This window comes from Flavobacterium sp. W22_SRS_FK3, from assembly GCF_052113665.1.
Classification (GTDB): Bacteria; Bacteroidota; Bacteroidia; order Flavobacteriales; family Flavobacteriaceae; genus Flavobacterium.
On sequence record NZ_JBGQOF010000004.1, the window covers coordinates 296,771 to 315,248 of the forward strand.

General features: G+C 35.7%; 16 protein-coding genes. 10 read left to right on the forward strand and 6 right to left on the reverse strand.

From position 1 onward, the window contains the following. Positions 1–194: 194 nt before the first annotated feature. Together ACEN2I_RS05920 and pelA are read left to right on the forward strand one after the other, a co-directional pair. A complete protein-coding gene (locus ACEN2I_RS05920; protein ID WP_441765168.1) occupies positions 195–1,883 on the forward strand; it encodes a glycoside hydrolase family 28 protein in 1,689 nt (562 codons plus the stop codon). A 79-nt stretch (positions 1,884–1,962) separates the two neighbouring features. Next, positions 1,963–3,165 carry a pectate lyase gene (gene pelA / locus ACEN2I_RS05925; RefSeq protein ID WP_441765169.1) on the forward strand — a complete coding sequence of 401 codons (1,203 nt, stop codon included), beginning with the start codon at positions 1,963–1,965 and terminating at the stop codon, positions 3,163–3,165. A 57-nt stretch (positions 3,166–3,222) separates the two neighbouring features. Here the strand turns inward: pelA and ACEN2I_RS05930 are convergent, their stop codons facing one another. From ACEN2I_RS05930 to ACEN2I_RS05955, 6 genes are all read right to left on the reverse strand, one after another. Continuing rightward, positions 3,223–4,059, reverse strand: coding sequence for an amidohydrolase family protein (locus tag ACEN2I_RS05930; RefSeq protein ID WP_441765170.1), 837 nt, complete (start codon positions 4,057–4,059; stop codon positions 3,223–3,225). Between the two features lie 6 nt (positions 4,060–4,065). Beyond that, positions 4,066–4,863: an SDR family oxidoreductase gene (locus ACEN2I_RS05935; RefSeq protein WP_441765171.1), complete on the reverse strand. Its 798-nt coding sequence runs from the start codon at positions 4,861–4,863 to the stop codon at positions 4,066–4,068. 20 nt (positions 4,864–4,883) lie between these two features. Further along, the gene (locus ACEN2I_RS05940) at positions 4,884–5,897 is read right to left on the reverse strand and encodes a zinc-binding alcohol dehydrogenase family protein (RefSeq protein WP_441765172.1); all 1,014 of its coding nucleotides are present in this window, start codon (positions 5,895–5,897) and stop codon (positions 4,884–4,886) included. Between the two features lie 51 nt (positions 5,898–5,948). Beyond that, the gene (locus ACEN2I_RS05945) at positions 5,949–6,803 is read right to left on the reverse strand and encodes a fumarylacetoacetate hydrolase family protein (protein WP_441765173.1); all 855 of its coding nucleotides are present in this window, start codon (positions 6,801–6,803) and stop codon (positions 5,949–5,951) included. A gap of 101 nt (positions 6,804–6,904) precedes the next feature. Continuing rightward, on the reverse strand, positions 6,905–7,669 hold the full coding sequence (locus tag ACEN2I_RS05950; RefSeq protein WP_441765174.1) for an SDR family NAD(P)-dependent oxidoreductase: 765 nt from the start codon (positions 7,667–7,669) through the stop codon (positions 6,905–6,907). Between the two features lie 18 nt (positions 7,670–7,687). Then, a complete protein-coding gene (locus tag ACEN2I_RS05955) occupies positions 7,688–8,905 on the reverse strand; it encodes a glycoside hydrolase family 88/105 protein (protein WP_441765175.1) in 1,218 nt (405 codons plus the stop codon). Positions 8,906–9,226: 321 nt separating this feature from the next. Here ACEN2I_RS05955 and ACEN2I_RS05960 point away from each other — a divergent pair, with 321 nt between their 5' ends. The 8 genes from ACEN2I_RS05960 (at position 9,227) to ACEN2I_RS05995 (ending at position 18,122) form a co-directional block, all read left to right on the forward strand. After that, positions 9,227–10,375: an ABC transporter substrate-binding protein gene (locus tag ACEN2I_RS05960; RefSeq protein ID WP_441765176.1), complete on the forward strand. Its 1,149-nt coding sequence runs from the start codon at positions 9,227–9,229 to the stop codon at positions 10,373–10,375. After that, positions 10,372–11,514: a CaiB/BaiF CoA transferase family protein gene (locus tag ACEN2I_RS05965; protein ID WP_441765177.1), complete on the forward strand. Its 1,143-nt coding sequence runs from the start codon at positions 10,372–10,374 to the stop codon at positions 11,512–11,514. The genes ACEN2I_RS05960 and ACEN2I_RS05965 overlap by 4 nt, the downstream gene beginning before the upstream one ends. 4 nt (positions 11,515–11,518) lie before the next feature. Next, the gene (locus ACEN2I_RS05970) at positions 11,519–12,655 is read left to right on the forward strand and encodes a CaiB/BaiF CoA transferase family protein (RefSeq protein WP_441765178.1); all 1,137 of its coding nucleotides are present in this window, start codon (positions 11,519–11,521) and stop codon (positions 12,653–12,655) included. 2 nt (positions 12,656–12,657) lie between these two features. Continuing rightward, the gene (locus tag ACEN2I_RS05975) at positions 12,658–13,881 is read left to right on the forward strand and encodes an ABC transporter substrate-binding protein (protein ID WP_441765179.1); all 1,224 of its coding nucleotides are present in this window, start codon (positions 12,658–12,660) and stop codon (positions 13,879–13,881) included. 2 nt (positions 13,882–13,883) lie between these two features. Further along, positions 13,884–14,948, forward strand: coding sequence for a Gfo/Idh/MocA family protein (locus ACEN2I_RS05980; protein ID WP_441765180.1), 1,065 nt, complete (start codon positions 13,884–13,886; stop codon positions 14,946–14,948). A 195-nt stretch (positions 14,949–15,143) separates the two neighbouring features. Then, entirely contained in the window at positions 15,144–15,602 is a 459-nt protein-coding gene (locus tag ACEN2I_RS05985; RefSeq protein ID WP_441765181.1) for a MaoC/PaaZ C-terminal domain-containing protein, read from the forward strand. A gap of 2 nt (positions 15,603–15,604) precedes the next feature. Then, positions 15,605–16,915, forward strand: coding sequence for an L-fucose:H+ symporter permease (gene fucP / locus ACEN2I_RS05990; RefSeq protein WP_441765182.1), 1,311 nt, complete (start codon positions 15,605–15,607; stop codon positions 16,913–16,915). A 100-nt stretch (positions 16,916–17,015) separates the two neighbouring features. Next, positions 17,016–18,122: a pectinesterase family protein gene (locus ACEN2I_RS05995; protein WP_441765183.1), complete on the forward strand. Its 1,107-nt coding sequence runs from the start codon at positions 17,016–17,018 to the stop codon at positions 18,120–18,122. Positions 18,123–18,478: the final 356 nt, after the last annotated feature.

Here is an 18,478-nt window from a genome sequence, read left to right on the forward strand (position 1 = left end):
TTCCTTTATTATAATCTTATTTCAACTCCTTAAATATGTCCAAATATTTTTATTAAATTTGTGCAATCGATTACATTATTGTATTTTCGTTTTTTTAGGGAACTTATTTTAATATATGTAAAAAAAGAATTACCAATATAGAGATACACTATTATTTTGGTATTTAAAATTAAACTTTAACTAATTCAATAAGAATGAAAACTAATACAACTCACATTTTCCGTATGCTATTGGCAGTCCTAACCATAGGCAGTTCAGGAAATACGGTGGCCCAAAAGTCAAAATCCTATGATACTTACCAGAACATAGAATTTAAAATGGCAAAAGTCAAAGAACCATCTATTCCAAAAAATACTGTCAACTTAAAAGATTTTGGTGCTGTAAATGGAGGATATGCTTTAAATACAAAAGCTTTTGAAGATGCGATTAATGCACTTTCAAAAAAAGGAGGCGGAAAACTAATTATTCCTGCTGGAATCTGGCTTACAGGCCCAATTATTCTAAAAAGCAAGATTGAGTTACATGCAGAAACTGGAGCGTTGATAAAATTTTCTCCGGATAAAAGCTTATACCCAATTATCGAAACCAGTTTTGAAGGTCTAAACACCTGGCGGTGTATTTCTCCAATCTATGGTAAAAACTTAGAAGATGTTGCTTTTACCGGAAAAGGCATTTGGGATGGGTCAGGCGAAGTATGGAGACAGGTTAAGAAAAGTAAACTTACGGAAAGCCAATGGAAGAAATTTGTAGAATCTGGTGGCGTTCTTAACGAAAGTAAAACGAGCTGGTACCCATCGGAAACATTTATGAAAGCTTCAGTAGGAGCAGATCAGAATGTCCGTTTGGATTTAAAAACCAAAGAAGAATTTGAAGCTATTCATGATTTTCTTCGTCCGGTATTGGTGAGCATTCAAAATAGTAAAAGAGTACTATTTGACGGACCTGTCTTTCAAAACTCTCCGGCATGGAACATTCATCCGTTATTGATTGAAGATTTAATCATTCGAAATGTAACCGTTCGTAATCCTTGGTTTTCACAAAATGGTGATGGTCTTGATGTAGAATCATGTAAAAATGTAATTGTTGAAAATTCTAGTTTTGATGTTGGTGATGATGCTATCTGTATTAAATCTGGAAAAGATAAAGACGGACGTGACAGAGGTGTTGCTTGTGAAAATATTATTGTGAAAAACAACATCGTATATCATGGACATGGCGGTGTAACGGTTGGAAGTGAAATGTCTGGTGGTGTAAAAAACCTTCATGTATCTAATTGTACTTTTATGGGAACAGATGTTGGTTTACGCTTTAAAAGCACACGTGGACGAGGTGGTGTGGTTGAAAATATTTTTATCTCAGATATTTTCATGACAGATATTCCATCTCAGGCTATTTCTTTCGACCTTTATTATGGTGGAAAATCTATTGCTGAAACTTTAGCAGAAGGCGGCAATACGATTAGTACACAAAAAGTTCCTGTTGATGAAAAAACCCCTCAGTTTAAAAATATTTCGATAAAAAACATCACGATTGCCGGAGCCCAACAAGCAGTTTTCCTTCAGGGCCTACCTGAAATGAATTTAGAGAATATTGAAATTTCAAATTTGACTGTAAAAGCAGAAAAAGGTTTTTCAATTATAGATGCTAACGGAATTAAAATTACTAATGTTAAAATGGACATAGAAGTACCAAATGTAATTGAGATTTATAATGGTAAAAATATGACGTTTAAAGAAATTCAATTCAACTCAACATCAGCCAAAGCAATTACAGTTAATGGAGAAGCAACTGAGAATGTTGAATTCGTTGCTTCTCCTAATTCCGATTTTTCTAAAAAAACTACTATTGGGGAAACTGTTCCTAAATCGGCAGTAAAACTATAGTAGATTAAACTATTTGGCTTTTGCGATGTCTAAAGTTAAAACCAAATAAACATAACAAAAAGCCAACTTAAAATTTGCTATGAGAATCCTGCAAAAATTATTCAAAAACAAGAGTTTGCTATTCGCTATCGCAACCTCTTTTACATTTCTTTATTCGGGTGCACAATCTGATAAGGAAAGTAAAACAGCAATTAGTACCAAACCATTTGGTGACAGTGTAAATCATTGGTACGGCATTAGTGACAAAAATAACATTGTAAACCCAATACCAAATCAACCCAGATATGAGGAATCTGATTATACCAAAATAGCAGACAACATTATCTATTTTCAGCGTGATAACGGAGGCTGGCCAAAAAATTATGACATGCGCGCAATTTTGACACCTGAGCAAATCAAAGATGTAGTGAATAGCAAATCCGTTTTGCATACTACTTTTGACAATGCCACAACTTATACGCACATCTATTATCTGGCACAAGTTTACACTCAGACTAAAATCGAAAAATACAAAATGGCGTGTCTGAAAGGGATTGATTTCATTATTGAAGCTCAATATTCAAATGGAGGATGGCCGCAATATTTTCCTTTAGAAAAAGGATATAGCCGGCATATAACTTTTAATGATGGCATGTATATGGGAATTATGAATTTACTGGACAAAATAGTAAACAACGATCCAAATTTTGCTTTTATTGATGCTGATACAAAAAACAAAGTCAATACATCGTATCAAAAAGGAATTGAATGTATTTTGAAAACACAGATTTCAGATCATGGAAAGCTTTATGCATGGTGTCAGCAGCACGATGAGGTAACTTTATTACCTGTTTGGGCCAGAAAGTTCGAACCGCCAAGCATCACAAATGCAGAAAGTGTTGATGTGGTTTTATTTTTAATGAAAATTGAAAACCCAAGTGAACAGGTTATCAGAGCTGTACAAGGTGCAGTGAAATGGTTTTCGGATTCTAAAATTTATAATACCCGAATAGAAACTTTTGAAGCACCTGAATTTGATTCTAAATACAAAAAAGTTACAGATGATCGTCGTGTTGTGACAGACTCTACTGCGCCTCCTATCTGGACACGATATTATGAATTGGGTACCTGGAGACCTTTGTTTTGTGACAGGGACAGTGTGTATTTATACTCATTGGCTGAGGTAAGCCGTGAAAGACGAAGTGGTTATGCCTGGTATACGTACAACCCTGAAAAAGCATTAAAAAAATATCCGGAGTGGCAAAAAAAATGGACTCCTGAAACTGACATTTTAAAACAATAAAAGCATAAAAAAGCGTGAAAGTTTGATTCACGCTTTTTTTATAATTGAAATCATTTCTTAATCACTCAATTTATAAAATGATTTTGCATTTTCTGACCAAATTTTATTTTGATCTTCAATAGACAATTTCGAAATATAATCTTCTAAAGTTTTTACTATATTATTGTAATCCGCAGCCACATTACAAACTGGCCAGTCAGATCCGAACAGTAGTTTATCGACTGAGAAGTTTTCAAAAACAATGTCCAGATAGGGTTTTAAATCAGCCGGTTTCCATGAATCCCAATTCGCTTCTGTAACCATTCCAGAAATTTTGCAGCTTACATTTTCAAATTTAGCAATTTCTTCCATTCCTTTTTTCCAAGATGCAATTTCTCCCAATTTTATAACCGGTTTGGCAATATGGTCAATGACAAAAGCCTGATCTGGGAATGATTTTACCAAATCAATTGCAGCCGGCAAATGATGATGAAAAATCAGGATATCATACGTGAAATCAAATGGTTTTAAAGCCAAAATTCCGTTTCGAAACTCCTTTCCAAACATAAAATCATCCGGTTCTCCCTGTACCACATGCCTGAAACCTTTTAATTTTTCGTATTGAAAAAAGTGACTCAATCGTCCTGAAATATTTTCTGATCTCAAATCAACCCAGCCCACAACCCCTTTTATAAAATCATTTTTAGAAGCCAGATCTAAAAGAAAATTAGTTTCTTCTTCAGACTGACTTGCCTGAACAGCTACACAGCCTGAAAATTGATTCTCTAAAAGCAATGGCGACAAATCTTCAGGCAAAAAATCTTTTTGGATTTTCAGCATCGACTCATCAATCCAACTGTCTCTAACGGGATCAAATTTCCAAAAATGCTGATGGGAATCAATGCGGTTATTCATACAATACTAATTTACATCACTGATTAAAGCACGATCCAAGTGTACGTAACCGCCATCAACAAAAACAAATTGCCCTGTTGTGTGAGAAGAGCGATCTGAAATAATAAAAAGAGACGTATCTGCAATTTCTTGTGTTTTGGTCATTCTGGATTCAAACGGAATACTTTTGTTAATTTTTTTCAAAACTGCTTCGCCGTCAGCCAACGTTTTGATCCAGTCTTCGTATGCCGGAGTATAACTTTCTGCAATGATAATTGCGTTAGAACGAATTCCGTACTGAATCAAATCGACTGCCCACTCTCTTGTCAGTCCAAGCACACCTCCTTTAGCAGCAGCGTAACCTGAAGTTCCGCCTTGCCCCGTCAGAGCAACTTTAGAACCAATATTTAAAATATTTCCTTTGGATTCTTTCAGGTACGGAAGCGTATACTTTACCATTAAAAAATAGCTGACTACATTGAGTTTCAAAGAATCCATAAACTCCTCATAACTTGCCTCCAAACCTGCACCATCATTGACACCCACATTATTGATGACAGCATCAATTCTGCCATATTTTTTTATTATCTCTTTAACAGCACTTTGAATTTCTTCTGGATTCGTAACATCTGTCTTAACAAACAGAGCATCAATGCCTCTTTTTTGAAGCGTTTCAGCATACTCGAAACCACGACTATTTCTGTCTATCAATACCGGAATGGCTCCTTCATCTGCCAATCTTTTAATTATGGTTTCGCCAATGCTCCCTTCTTTTCCGGCAGAACCAGAAACTACTACTATTTTACCTTTTAATCCTAAATCCATAATTTATAGAGTTATTTAGCTTAATTTATTTCAATTAAGGCTTTGATGACATTGTTTTTCGGATCAATCCAATTTTCGAATTGACTTATCATTTCTGAAAAATCCGCTCTGTGCGTAATGTATTTCTTCGGATCGATTTTTCCTGCTTTCAGACATTCCATTACATATTCAAAATCTTCAATAGTCGCATTTCTGCTGCTCATTAAAGTGGATTCCCTTTTATGGAATTCAGGATGACTGAAACTCAATTCACCTTTTTGAAGTCCGACCAAGACAAATCTGCCGCCATGCGAAATATAATTAAAAGCACTGTTCATGACTTTTTGGTTTCCGGTAGCATCAATCACCACATTTGCCATATCGCCATTAGTCAATTCTTTCAGTCTTTCTGCAACATCTTCGTTTAACGGATTTATAGTAGCATCCGCATTCAGTTCATTTTTACAAAAACCTAATCGGTAATCGTTGATGTCCATCACAATCACTTTGGCTCCGGCAATCTTAGCAAACTGAATCAATCCAATTCCGATTGGCCCTGCTCCCATTACCAAAACCGTATCCGTAGCTTTTACTGCGGCTCTTCTTACACCATGTGCCGCAATTGCCAAAGGTTCAACCAATGCCAGTTCATCATAATCCAATCCTTGCCCATGTAATAAATATTGCTCCGGAATGGATACGTATTCAGCCATTCCGCCATCAATATGAACACCAAATACTTTGATATTGGCGCAACAATTTGTCAGTCCGTTTCTGCACGCCACGCAGGTACCACAATTAAAATAAGGTATAAAAGTTACTTTATCCCCAGGTTCAAAACCTTTTGCATTCCCTTTAATATATTCTGCAGCTAGTTCATGCCCCAAAATTCTTGGGTATTCAAAATAAGGCTGCGTTCCTCCAAAAGCATGGATATCGGTTCCGCATACACCGATTCTTTTAATTTTTAAAAGCACTTCGCCATCTTTTGGTTCCGGCATTGGTTTCTCTTTGATAAGAAACTCCTGAGGCTTTTCACAAACAATATATTTCATTTAATTTGAATCTGTTTTTTAGAATTTTCTTTTCAAAAAATCCTATTTTAATTATTTACTGTATGCTTTCGCCACTTGTTTGCTTGAACCTAAACCGTCCATTCCTAATTCGATAACATCTCCTGCTTTGATATAAATTGGATCCGGCTTGATACCTAATCCAACTCCCGGAGGCGTTCCTGTACTGATAATGTCTCCAGGAAGTAACGTCATAAACTGACTTAGGTAATGCACTAAAAATGGAATTTTGAAAACAAGGTTAGACGTATTGCTGTTTTGGAATTTCTTTCCGTTAACAGTCAGCCACATTGGAATATTATTTACATCCTCGATTTCATCCTGAGTAGCTAAGAATGGTCCTAGCGGTGCGAAAGTATCACAGCCTTTTCCTTTAGCCCATTGTCCGCCCATTTCGATTTGGAAAGCTCTTTCGCTGTAGTCATTCAATAAAGCATATCCAGCAACATAATTCAAAGCTTCTGCTTCATCTACATAACTTGCTTTTTTGCCCACTACAAATGCCAGTTCGATTTCCCAGTCGGTTTTTTCACTGTTTTTTGGGATAATCAAATCATCATTAGGCCCACATAAAGAAGTAGTTGATTTGAAAAAGATAATAGGTTCTGCCGGAATTGGAGCACCAGTTTCATGACAATGATCTACATAATTCAATCCGATACAGATTATTTTTGAAGGTCTTGCAACCGGAGAGCCCAAACGTACATCTGCACTCACTTCTGGCAAAACAGGATTGCTTTCTAATGCTTTTTTTAGTTTTTCCAAACCATTATCTTCGAAAAAAGCTTCATTAAAATCGGTTACTATTGAAGAAACATCATATCTTTTTTCATCGATTAAAACTCCCGGTTTTTCTTGTCCTACTGCTCCAAAACGTATTAATTTCATTTCTTTCTATTTTTTAAGTTACTAAGGCGCTAAGGTTCTGAAATTCTAAGGCTAAAAAATCTTAGCAGCTTAGTAACTTAGAATCTTAGTCTCTTTTTTTGTTAATTATTTAATTTTATAAAACCTCCGTCAATTGGATAATCACTTCCGGTAATAAATCCGGCTTCATCACTGCATAAATACAATGCCAGAGTTGCAATTTCATCCGGTTTTCCCATGCGGCCAATTGGCTGAGATTTCGATAATTTTTCAAAAATTTCAGCTTCTTTACCTGGATAATTTTTATTGATAAATCCGTCTACAAAAGGTGTATGAACTCTTGCTGGAGAAATTGAATTGCATCTAATCCCTTCATCTATATAATCTCTTGCCACTGATAAAGTCATCGCCATTACAGCACCTTTAGCCGTTGAATAAGCGAAACGATCCTGGATACCAACCCAGGATGCAATAGAGGCCATATTCAAAATAACACCTCCTTTTGACAATCTTAATTGTGGAATCGCGGCAAACAGACAATTGTACACACCATTTACATTTACATCCATCACTCTTTGGAAATCGATTTCCAAAGTTGTGTCTACTTTTCCAACATGTGCAATACCGGCATTATTGATTAAAATATGGATATTTCCAATTTTTTCAAAGGTAGCAACAACCTCTTTTTGACTCACCACATTACAGGCATACGAAAATACTTTTCCGCCTGCATTTTTTATTTCGTCAACCGCATCCTGAGCACTTTCCACAGATAAATCAACGATATGAACTTCTGCTCCCTGTTTTGCGAATAAAGTAGCAATGGCTCTTCCTATCCCGCTCCCGCCACCGGTTATGACGGCTTTTTTATTTTGTAATGAAAACATATTTATGTAATTTTTTAATTATCGGTTTAATTCTAAAGCTGCCAGAATAAAAGGCCCGGTTACTTTAGGGTCATTATCTTTCCTTTTTTCATTAATATAATATTCATAAGAACCATCACGATAAGGCTTCCCTCCCAAACCTGCTACAGCACAGGCATTAGTAATTTCAATTTCGCCATTTGGATATACCTTAACAAATTTTGAAGTAATCCCATCAAACGCTTTTTCAGCTATTTTTTTGAATTTTTTAGGCAAATATCCTTTTTTAGCTCCTTTTGCAAAAGCATAAGCAAACATAGCTGTACCCGAAGTTTCTAAATAATTGCCTTCCCTTGTTCCCATATCGGTAACCTGGTACCACAATCCTGACTTGTCCTGAAATTTCACTAAGGCATTCGAAATGTTATTCAAATACAAAATCAGTTCTTTTCTTTTTGGATTATCTTTAGGAAAATAATCCAGTACATCTACCAATCCCATCACATACCAGCCCATTGATCGCGACCAGAAGTTAGGAGAAACGCCTGTTTCTTTGTTTACCCATGTCATTTCTTTGCTTTCATCCCAGGCATGGTACAATAATCCTGTTTTTCTATCCGTAGCTTTTTCCTGAATCAATTCAAATTCGTGAGCGACATCATCCAGTTTAGCACCGTTTTCAAACGTAGCAGTATATTCTGCATAAAAGGGTTCTCCCATATACAAACCATCCAGCCACATTTGGTTAGGATATATTTTTTTATGCCAAAAACCGCCACTTGGTGTACGCGGCTGTTCTTCTAATTGTTTACGCAAAGTCTGCATGGCAATTAAATACCTTTTGTCTTTTGTTTGTTCATAGATATCAAACAAAATACGGCCTGTAGGAATGTTATCGATATTAAAGGATTCAAACTTATACGTCTTTATATTTCCATCGGCATCTATCAGTTCATCAGCATATTGTTTGGCATAGGCCGTGTATTTTTCATTCTTTTCATGTTTGCCTAATTCCTGAAAAGCATAGGTAACTAAGCCATGAACATAACTGATGTGTGCTACAGGTGCATCATCAATCCTATACGATTCCGGATAACGCTCCATCAAGGTCAAAGCCATTCGTTCTGACCATTTGAGCTGAGTTGAAATTTCTGATTTTTCACTTTGGCTTTGCGAAATAACTTTACCACTGTACGCTAAAAGGAAAATCATTACACACAATCTGACAAGAAAATTTGATTTAGGAACACTGTTCATTTTTATTAAGTAATGTGGTTTGTTTTTTTTTAAGCGCTTCTTTACTTCTTATTTAATAAATGTAAAAAACACAATTACAAATGTAATTTTTATATGTTATAATTTGAAAAAGAACACCTAAAAATAACTATACTTTAATAAATTATCACATTTTATATATCATTTGTAAAAAACAAACTAATAAATATCTTATTTCTTATAAAAAACGCATTATTAACCATAGGCAGGATTGTTCATTCCAATCTTATCTCTACATTTGTAATTGTACTTTTTACATTTATTGTTTATGAAGCGATAAATTCATTATTTAATTAAAAAAAAATGACAAAACTAAAAGGCATAACATGGAACCATACAAGAGGCCTCTTGCCCATGGTTGCCACCGCTCAACGTTTTACCGAATTAAATCCGGGAATAGAAATTAGCTGGGAGAAAAGAAGTTTACAGGAATTTGCAGATGCTTCCATCCAAGACTTAGCTAAAGGATTCGACCTTTTAGTAATTGATCATCCCTGGACTGGGTTTGGTGCCAATACAAAAACTATTTTACCATTATCAGATCATCTTTCTGCCGAATATATAAAAGATCAGGAAATCAATACTGTTGGAAAATCATACGGGAGTTACGTTTTTAGCAATAAATTATGGGCATTACCAATTGATGCAGCGACTCCGGTTGCTGCTGCCCGATTGGATATTTTAGAAAAACAGGGATTAAAAGTTCCGCAGACGTATGATGATTTATTGGCTTTGGCTAAAAATGGATTAATTGCATTTGCAGGAATTCCGGTAGATTCACTCATGACTTTTTACTCCTTTTGCTGTAGTTTAGGTGAAGATCCTTTTCAATCTCAGGAAAAAGTAATTTCTTTGGAAACAGGAAAAAAAGCGTTGCAAATGCATCGCGAACTGGCACAACTAATGGATCCGGCTAATTTTAACAGAAACCCGATTCAGGTTTATGAAGCGATGGTCAACTCGGATGAAATTGCCTACTGTCCTTTCGCTTACGGTTATTCCAATTATTCGAGAACAGGTTACAGTAAAAACCTCCTTCATTTCTATGATTTGGTAAAATTGAATGATCAGCCAATGATCAGTTCATTGGGCGGAACCGGTTTGGCTGTTTCTTCATTCAGCCAACACATTCCGGAAGCCATAAAATATGCTGAATTTACAGGATCATCACAAGTACAGCAAAACATTTTTGCAGATAATGGCGGACAGCCTGGGCATTTGCAAGCTTGGAAGAGCGACCGAATAAACAGTGTAACTCACGATTATTTCAAAAACACATTGCCTTCTTTAGAAAGGGCATTTTTAAGACCGAGGTATTCCGGACACATGTATTTTCAGGATCATGCAGGAGATGTCGTTCGTGATTATTTGATAAATGGCGGTAACGAAGCACAAATCTTAGAAATTATGAATGCTCTTTACATAAAGTCATTAAATTTAAAAACGGCATGAAACCATTAGAAGGATTAATCGTTTTAGAATTCTGCCAGTTTTTGGCAGGGCCTTCTGCCGGATTAAAATTAGCCGATTTAGGGGCGAGAGTCATCAAAATTGAGCGTCCTGTAAAAGGCGAAGCTTGCAGACAATTGAGCATCAAAGACCTTTTTGTCGATGACAGCAGTCTGCTTTTTCATACCATCAATAGAAATAAGGAATCTTTTGCAGCTGATCTTAAAAATCCTGAAGATTTAATTTTAGTAAAAAAACTGATAGCCCATGCAGATATTATGACGCATAATTTCAGACCGGGTGTGATGGATAAAATCGGTTTGACCTTTGATGACGCTTTAAATATTAATCCTAAAATAATTTACGGAACGATTACTGGTTACGGAGACAAAGGTCCTTGGGCTAATAAACCCGGTCAGGATTTATTACTGCAATCCCTTTCGGGATTAAGCTGGTTGAGCGGACAAAAAAGTCATGGACCTGTTCCGTTTGGTCTGGCTGTGGCCGATTTAATGTGCGGAAATCATTTTGTTCAGGGAATTTTAGCGGCATTACTCAAAAGAGCCAAAACCGGAAAAGGTGTTTTGGTAGAAGTAAGTTTACTGGAATCGATTCTGGATGTTCAGTTTGAAGCTATTACTTCTTATTTAAATGATGGAGGAAATCAGCCGGAACGTGGTGATGTTAAAGGAAGTGCGCACGCCTTTTTGAGTGCTCCTTATGGTGTGTATCAAACTCTGGAAGGCTATATTTCATTGGCAATGGGAGATTTACTTTTCATTGGAAGTTTTTTAGGATTAGATTTAAAAAAATACGCAGACAAACACTTATGGTTTTCACAAAGAGATGAAATCAGAGAACTACTAAGTAAAAGATTGCTCACTCAAACAGCAGATTATTGGTTGAATGTATTGCAAAAAGAAGGTGTTTGGTGTGGAAAAGTACTGAATTACGAAGAACTTGACAATGAGTCTTTCGTTAAGGAATTACAACTGAAACAAACCGTAAAAAATGAAGCTGGAAAAACTTTAATTACTACCAGAAGTCCTATTCAATTAGACGGAGAAATTTTAACAAGCCCAAAAGCTGCTCCTAAAGTGGGAGAACATAATTTACATATACAAGAACAATTTTTAAACTAACGCGATGAAACCATTAGAAGATTATTTGATAGTAGATTTTAGTCAGTTTCTTTCAGGCCCATCGGCCAGTTTGCGATTGGCTGATTTGGGTGCCCGTGTGATAAAAATTGAGAAACCGGGAACTGGCGATATCTGCCGGACCCTATATACTTCTGATTTGATTATGAATGGCGAATCTTCTGTTTTTCATACCATCAACAGAAACAAAGAATCGTTTGCCATTGATTTCAAGCAACCATCAGAACTTGAAAAATTAAAAAAATTATTGGCAAAAGCTGATGTTGTCATGCACAATTTCAGACCCGGCGTCATGGGACGTGTGGGTTTGAGTTATGACAAAATCAAAGAAATTAATCCCAATATCATCTATGCCGAAATTTCGGGTTATGGAACTAAATCCGAATTGAAAGATTTACCTGGGCAAGATTTATTACTGCAATCAATGACTGCCTTAACCTGGTTGAGCGGGAATCAGGAAGACGGTCCCGTCCCAATGGGATTATCGATTGTCGATATGCTGGCCGGAGCTCATTTGGCACAAGGAATTTTAGCGGCTTTGTATAGGAAAGCAACGCATAACATTGGAGCAAAAGTTCAGGTGAGCATGTTGGAATCGGCTTTTGATTTTCAGTTTGAAACCTTAACCACTTATTTTAATGACGGCGCTGAATTACCTGTGCGAACAAAATCCAACAATGCACATGCTTATTTAGGCGCGCCTTATGGAATTTACAAAACTCAAAATGGCTATTTAGCATTGGCGATGGGATCAATTCCCTTTTTAGCTTCGCTTTTAAAATGTGATGCATTACTCAAATTTCCTGAAAATAAATTTGAATTAAGAGACGAAATTAAGAACATTTTAGCCGAACACCTACAAACTCAGGATACCCAATTTTGGCTGAATATTTTAGAACCTGCAGATATTTGGTGCGCCAAAGTTCTGAACTACAAACAACTTTTTGCCGAGGAAGGATTTCAGGTTTTAAATTTCGTTCAGCGCGTTGAAATGATGGATAGTTATACCTACAAAACAACGCGATGCCCAATCAAAATTGATGGAGAATATTTTACATCCACTAAAGGTTCTCCAAAATTAGGTCAGGACAACGAGCGAATTATTAAAGAATTTATAGTTTAATAATGGGAAAATTAAGAATAGCTGTCAGGAAATTTGATCCTTTTGAAAGTGCGCTGCAGAAGCTGTGGAATTTGTTTTGCGTAAAAAACGACATTCAGATTGAAGCTGAAATGATTCCGCTTGAATTGCACGATTTGTATGAGGAAACCATCACAAAAGAAGGTTTAAAAAATGGAAATTGGGACATCGCCCATATCAACACTGATTGGATTTTTGATGCTGCGAATGAAAAAGCAGTTCTGGATTTAAACCCATTGATTGCTGAAAATCCACCACAAAATTATCCTGAAGGCTGGCATCAATCCTTATTGCATTTACAACAAATAAATAATGGCACTTACGGATTACCTTTTCACGATGGGCCGGAATGTTTGATTTACAGAAAAGATTTATTTGAAGATTCTACAGAAAAAGAGAACTTCAAAAAACAATTGGGTTACGAATTGCATCCTCCGAAAACATGGAAAGAATTCACCCAGATAGCCGAATTTTTCAACAGACCTGAAGAAAATTTTTATGGTTGTGTTTTTGCCAATTATCCTGACGGACACAATATGGTTTTCGATTTCTGCCTTCAATTATGGACACGAGGCGGTTCTTTATTAAATACTCAAAATCAAATCGACATTAATCATAACGCAGCGATTGAAGCTTTGGATTTTTACAGAACCATCGTGAATAATATAAATGCAGTTCATCCAAAGTCGAAATATTTTGGATCGGTTGAGGCAGGAATAGCTTTCGCCGAAGGTCAGGCGGCAATGGCAATCAACTGGTTTGGATTTGCCTCGATGTGCGAAGTCATAGAAGTTTCAAAAGTGAAAGGCAAAGTAGATATTACCGAACTTCCTTCAGACGAAAACCATAAAACAGCTTCGTTAAATGTGTATTGGTTATACACAATAAGTACAGGAAGCAAGCATCAAAAACTGGCTTACGATTTTCTGCGATTTGCTACTACACCCGAAAGTGATAAATTGTTGACTAACGAAGGCGGAATCGGCTGTAGAAAATCAACCTGGAACCATCCCGAAATCAATGCAACTATTCCGTTTTATCACAAACTGCAAATGTTACACGAAAATGCTTTGACCTTACCACAAACTCCAGTCTGGCCAAAAGTAGCAGAGCTCATTGACAAAATGGTTCTAAAAGCGATAGAAAGCGACATTTCATCCCAAAAATTATTAGAAGAAACACAGAATGCTATTCTGCAAATTATATAGTTATGAATATTCCATACAAACCTTTATTGCCCGAAACCCAACAGCCCATTATCATCATTGGGGCAAGCGGTATTGTAAAAGATGCCCATTTACCGGCTTATGAAATGGCCGGTTTTACTGTTTTTGGCATTACCAACAGAACGATTTCTAAAGCGCATGACCTGGCTAAGCAATTCAAAATAGAACATGTTTTTGAAAATGTAGCTGAAGCGGTGCACCATGCTCCCTCAAATGCTGTTTATGATATTACTGTTCTCCCCGATCAATACATCGAAATATTGGAACAATTGCCAGATGGTTCAGCGGTACTAATTCAAAAACCAATGGGAAATGATTTGGCGCAGGCCAAAGAAATTGTTGCCGTTTGCGAAAGAAAAAAATTAGTCGCTGCTATTAATTTTCAGTTGCGTTTTGCTTCTTTTGTTAGTGCAGCCCGCTACATCATTAATCAGAGAATAATTGGTGATTTGTATGATTTCGAGTTTAAAGTTACCGTCAATACTCCTTGGGAATTGTTTCCGTTAATTAAGGAACATCCAAGATTGGAAATTCTTTTTCATAGTGTACATTATATTGATTGTATTCGTTCGTTTTTAGGAAATCCAAAAGGGGTTTATGCCAAAACAACCAATCATCCTTTGAAGAAATTATCTTCTTGTCGTTCTTCTATTATTTTGGATTATGGAGATTCGATGCGTGTGGTTATCAATACGAATCATGATCATCATTTTGGACCAAAACACGAAGAAAGTTACATCAAATGGGAAGGAACAAAAGGAGCCATTAAAGCCAAAATGGGTTTGTTGATGAATTATCCTGACGGAATGCCGGATGAATTTGAAGTAGCAATAGAAAAAGAAGGCAAATACGAATGGGAAAAAATTGAACTGGAAGGTTCTTGGTTTCCGGAAGCTTTTATTGGAACGATGTCTAATTTAATGCGTTTCAAAGAAGGATCAGACGAAAAATTATTAGCCAGCGTTCAGGATGTTCTGGATACCATGAAAGTTGTCGAAGCTTGTTATATCAGTAATGAAAAAGGAGCAATTCTACTAAATGACTTTTAAAAAAGAATGCCTGCGTTAACGATTGAAGCGGCATCCTTTTTTGTTTTTTTTCAGCCAAAAAAGATACAGCGGAAAGCGTGTTTAAACGCCCAAAAAAATATAATTAATTATAGTGATTTAGTAAAAAGTCATTAGTAATTAGCATCAGAGCTAGTCACTAAATACTAATTACTAAGGACTAAAAAAACTAAAAACATGTATTTCAAATCCACATTTTTTGAAGATTACCAACTTAATGATAAAAGAGTTACATTAGGCAGAACTATTACTGAAACCGATTTTGTCGTTCACGCAGGACATACAGGCGATTTCTTTCCGCATCACATGGATGAAGAATGGTGTAAAACACAGCCTTTCGGGCAGCGAATTGCCCACGGAACAATGGTTTTCAGTATTGGCATTGGTCTCACTGCATCCGAGATTAACCCGGAAGCTTTCTCTAAAGGCTACGACCGAATGCGATTTGTAAAGCCGGTTCATATTGGTGATACGATTCATTCTGAAATTACGATTTCTGAAAAAGGAGAAGCAAAAAAACCAGACATGGGAACGGTAACCGAACATGTCGAAATCATCAACCAAAAAGGTGAAGTGGTTTTGGTGTGCGATCACCTATTATTAGTAAAAAAAAATAATTCTAAAATAAAAATCTAACTATGCAAATAACTAACCAAACAGGCGACCAACACGAAGTTCCAACAGAAGGGGGAAAGGGAAATCAATATCTTTTGCCATTTATTTTAATTACCAGCTTATTTTTCCTTTGGGGAATGGCGCATAATCTGGATTCTATCTTAATTCCTCACTTGAAAAAAGCTTGTGAATTAAATAATAGCCAATCTACTTTAATTGATACCGCAGTTTTTTTCGCCTATTTTATTATGGCAATTCCTGCTGGGATGCTGATCAAAAGATTTGGATATAAAAACAGTATTATTATCGGATTGTTGGTATTTGCCACAGGCGCCTTTCTTTTTGTGCCGGCTGCCAATACCAGAACTTATGAATTGTTTCTTTTTGCCTTATTTGTAATTGGTTGTGGTTTGACCATTTTGGAGACCAGTGCCAATCCGTATGCTGCCATTTTAGGCCCAGCAGAATCGTCTTCAAAAAGGTTAAATTTAGCAGCTTCTTTCAACGGATTAGCTGCAATGATTGCTCCAATTGTGGGTTCATTATTTATTCTTTCGGGAAAAAATCACACACCAGAACAAATGGCTGCAATGCCACATGCTACAAAAGCAGCTTATTTATTAGAAGAAGCTTCTGCAGTAAAACTTCCTTATATCATTTTGGGGAGTGTATTGGTTTTAGTAGCTATTTTGTTTTATTTCATGCAACTGCCTTCAATGAAACCAAACCGTACAGAAGTAGAAGTTAAACCGGGATTTTTCTCAGTTTTAAAATTCTCTCATTTAAGCTGGGCAGTTGTAGCACAATTTTTTTATGTGGGAGCTCAGGTTTGCATTACAAGTTTCTTTATTAGAATAGCTCAACAAGGAGCTGGATTAGATGAAAAAACAGCTGGATATTATCTTGGTATTTATGGTTTCCTGTTTATGGCTGGACGTTTTATTGGAACTTTTTTCCTAAAATTCATTAAAGATTCTGTTCTGCTTTCCATCTATTGTGTCGCTAGTATTTTACTTTGTTTAGTGGCTATTTATGGAACGGGAATTTATGTTATTTATGCTCTTGGCGGAATAGGATTCTTTATGTCTATTATGTTTCCAACCATTTTCTCGTTAGGTTTAGTCAATTTAAAATCAAATACTGAAACAGGCTCATCCTGGTTAGTCATGTCAATTGTGGGCGGAGCAATACTTCCTTATGCAATGGGAACTTTAATTGATATAAAACATGACGATATTCAGTCTGGATATATTATTCCTTTAGTATGTTTTGTCATTATTCTTTATTTCGGAGTATTTGGACACAAGGTAAAAAGCAACGTTTCTCTTAATTAATTTCATTTCTTTTTTATAATTTTCCAAGATGTAAACATTATCAAACTGAATACACCTTGTATTTTTTATTTATAACAACACCATTACACTCTATCTTTACATGAAAAAAAAAATTCAGATTCTTTATTTACTTCTGGTTGCTTTTAGTACAACTTTATATGCTCAAAAAGACAAAAAAACTTATGACATTGTAGTTGCCGCAGACGGTAGCGGAAATTACACCAAAATTCAGGATGCCTTTAATGCTGTTCAGGATAACAACTCAAAACAGACTATTATTTTTGTAAAACCAGGTATTTATAAAGAAAAATTGAAATTAACTGCTGCCAAAAAAAATGTAACCTTACTAGGCGAATCTTATCAAAATACGATTCTTACCTATGATGATTATGCTGAAATAGCAGGCGGAACAAGTAAATCATTTAGCGTTTTAATAGAGGCTAATGATTTTTTTGCAGAAAATATCACTTTTGAAAACACTATTAGCAGTGAATTGCCACAGTACAAAAAAGGTGGCCAGGCTGTCGCTTTGATGGTAAATGGCGACAGAGCTATTTTTCATAATTGCAAAATCAGCGGTTTTCAAGATACTTTTTACCTAAAAGCCAATAAAAGAACTTATATTAAAGATTGTATTATCGATGGAACTACAGACTTCATTTTTGGATCAGCAATAGCTTTGTTTGAAAATTGTTTTATTCAATGCAGAAAAGACTCTTACATCACAGCAGGGAATCAGGAAGTCGGAAAAAACAAATTTGGTTTTGTTTTTAAGAATTGTGTTATAATGAAGTATCCTAATTCAGCAGTTTCAAAAGTATCACTTGGCCGGCCTTGGGGAGCAGGAGCAAATGCTGTTTTTATCCATTGTTTTGAAGATAAAAGTATTATACCTGAGGGGTGGTCTATATGGTCTAAAGATCCCGAAAACAAAGCATATGACAATTGGAAAACTACTTTTTATGCAGAATACGATTGCTATGGGCCAGGTTCTAATTATGACAATCGTATTTCCTGGTCTCATCAGCTAAAAAAATCTGAAGCGTCAGAATATACTAAAGAAAAAATATTTGCTGCTAATACCACAACAGCAAATAATCTTGAAGGTGATTGGAATCCAATAATTGAAAAGGATGATTGTCATTCGATATTACCTTCTAAAAAGATCAAAAATGCAGATTCAAATTTTGAAAAAGCATTCAAATAGCAAATATACTTTCATATTATAAAACTAATCCTCACTCAACTAGTGGGGATTTTTTGTTTTAAAACAATTCTTAATCTAATCTAATGTTAATAGTTTTAATTTATAGGTTATTATTAATTACTTCAAAAATTCAAATTTCATAACAGAATAATTATGGGCGTTTCCCTCTGGGTCGGGCTGTCCGCTTTATCTTTTGCGATTGACATTTTGGTTTAGTCAGACATTCAGAGTATCGCAAAAGGATGCCGCTTCCATCCCTAACGCATATCAAATAAATTAGGATCACAACATATTGTTGTGGGGAAATATTAAAATCTAGATATTTGTATTTTAAAATTCCCCCTAATGCAAGATTC